This is a genomic window from Clostridium sp. 1001270J_160509_D11, assembly GCF_015667935.1.
Classification (GTDB): Bacteria; Bacillota; Clostridia; order Peptostreptococcales; family Peptostreptococcaceae; genus Intestinibacter.
In genome coordinates this window covers 1-2,155 of the sequence record NZ_JADPET010000240.1, presented here as the reverse complement: position 1 = coordinate 2,155, position 2,155 = coordinate 1, and the positions used below count along the sequence as shown (strand labels likewise).

Here is a 2,155-nt window from a genome sequence, read left to right as displayed (position 1 = left end):
GGCAAAAAATACAACAGATTTTTTGTTAAAAAAATTTAATATAATAAATTTATAGTAACATTTAGGTGAGCTGTAATGCAGATCTAATAAAAATGTAATTTAATCAAGAAAAATAAAGAAAAATAATATCTTTTGTAAAATTAATATATAAAATATCGATAAATTGGAAATTAGCAATATTTTTTTCAATACTGTAACCTTAATTTATTTTAAAATATACAAAAAGAATGGTAAAATTATTTATATAAAAAAATAATATAATAATATGAGAGAAAATTATAAATAATTGTCTATTACAATAAAATAAATGGGAGGTGTGATTTTTTATTGAGCAGTTTTATAATAAACGCATGTAAGCACTTTAACACAATTACTAAACATAGGCATAAAGTAATAAAACATTGCTTTAAGGCAGGGATTTTATGGCAGGGATGTCTGCATGATTTATCTAAATATAGTTTTCATGAGTTTATAGTAGGGGCTAAGTATTATCAGGGGACTAGAAGTCCAAACGAAGCTGAAAGAGAAGCAAAGGGTTATTCATCTGCATGGATGCATCACAAAGGTAGAAACAAGCATCACTTTGAATACTGGACGGATTATAACACTAAAACTAGAACTATAGAACCAGTGAAGATGCCTATGAATTATTTGATAGAGATGTTTTGTGATAGAGTGGCAGCGAGCAAGATATATATGGGAGATAAATATACAGATAGATCTCCACTAGACTACTTTTTAAGAGCAAAAGGTAGAATGCAAATTCATCAAGAGACATCAGATGAGTTAGAATTTTTACTTGTAATGTTAGATGAAAAAGGCGAAGAAGAGACTTTTAAATATATTAAAAATATCAAAAAAACAGGATATATTATAAAAATAAGGAATTAGCTAAATAAGTTTTTTAGCTAATTTTTTTAATTTCAAGGAAATTATGTATGTAATTGTAGTTTAAAAAAGGAAGGATATTTTTATACTTTAGAGAATTTAAGGAAAGAGGTTGTAAATATTTTAAAACTGATGAAGAGAGGTGATTTTTATGAGAAAAGTAATAAATTTATTGCTTGTCTTTATGCTAGGAACTACATTAGTCGGTTGTAGTAGTCAAATTAAGACAACTAAGAAAACTACTGAAAATAGCAATGTAAAAAGTGAATCCCAAACACAAAAAACTTACCATGATAAAGAATTTATAAATGATGTATATGCTTTAATAAGCAATTCCGAGCTAGATAAAGACTATAGTGATGTTGATTTTGATAATTTAAGTCAACAAGAAAAAGATAAAGTAATAAAAGACCAACAAATCGTATTTATACAGCAGAAAATCGATAAAATAAAGAAATATAAAAAATTAGATTTTAAAAATCCAGAGCTAAAAGAACTTGCGATTAGATATATAGATGTGTTAGAAACTCAAAAACAATTAATAGAAGATGATAAAGACACAAAAGTATTGTCAAATGGTGAAGAATTAAAAGGTGCACTAAGTTATGCATGGCTACAGTGTGAAGATGATGAATGTGAAATTATATTAGAATTGGCTAATAATTATGGACTTAAAATGAGCGAGCATCAGAAAAAAGACCTTGAAGATATTAGAAGTGAGGTTAAGCAGGAGATAAGTAATTATAAATCTTAAATCATCATATTAAGTATTATAAATATTCACTTTTACAATAATATACTAAGTGCTACACTAAAATTATAGATAAGTAATATAAGTTTGTATGAATAATAAGTAAAAATAATCGAGGTGTAGAAAATGAATAAGCATCACAATCGTGTAGTTGTAAAGGTTGGAACTTCAACATTAACTAATGAAAATGGAAAGAGTGATTTGAGAGCATTTGATAGGCTCGCGTGTACTTTGTCAGTTATTCAGAAATCGAGTCTGAAGAGAGATTATTTGGTGATAATGATATGTTGTCAGCTGTTGTCGCAGTATTATGTCAGGCATCAAAATTAATAATTCTTTCTGATATTGATGGATTATACAACAAAGACCCACGTTTATTTCCTGATGCAAAATTAATATCTACAATAGATTGTATTGATGAAAAGTTATATGAATCTGCTGGTGGATCAGGTTCAAGTCATGGAAGAGGTGGAATGATAACAAAATTACAAGCTGCGACATTAGCTGTTAATCAAG

At 27.3% G+C, this 2,155-nt stretch carries 2 protein-coding genes and 1 pseudogene; all 3 read left to right on the top strand.

The genetic code is table 11. The features are described from left to right. Nucleotides 1-327: 327 nt before the first annotated feature. A complete protein-coding gene (locus I4U58_RS13635; protein WP_195931877.1) occupies nucleotides 328-891 on the top strand; it encodes a DUF5662 family protein in 564 nt (187 codons plus the stop codon). A 148-nt stretch (nucleotides 892-1,039) separates the two neighbouring features. Next, nucleotides 1,040-1,642 carry a hypothetical protein gene (locus tag I4U58_RS13630; RefSeq protein ID WP_195931876.1) on the top strand — a complete coding sequence of 201 codons (603 nt, stop codon included), beginning with the start codon at nucleotides 1,040-1,042 and terminating at the stop codon, nucleotides 1,640-1,642. Nucleotides 1,643-1,863: 221 nt separating this feature from the next. Beyond that, nucleotides 1,864-2,155: pseudogene (locus I4U58_RS13625) on the top strand (glutamate 5-kinase); the annotation flags it as partial.

Coding starts and splice junctions, on each gene's coding strand:
- I4U58_RS13630 (WP_195931876.1), top strand. CDS start 1,040: ATGAGAAAAGTAATAAATTTATTGCTTGTCTTTATGCTAGGAACTACA.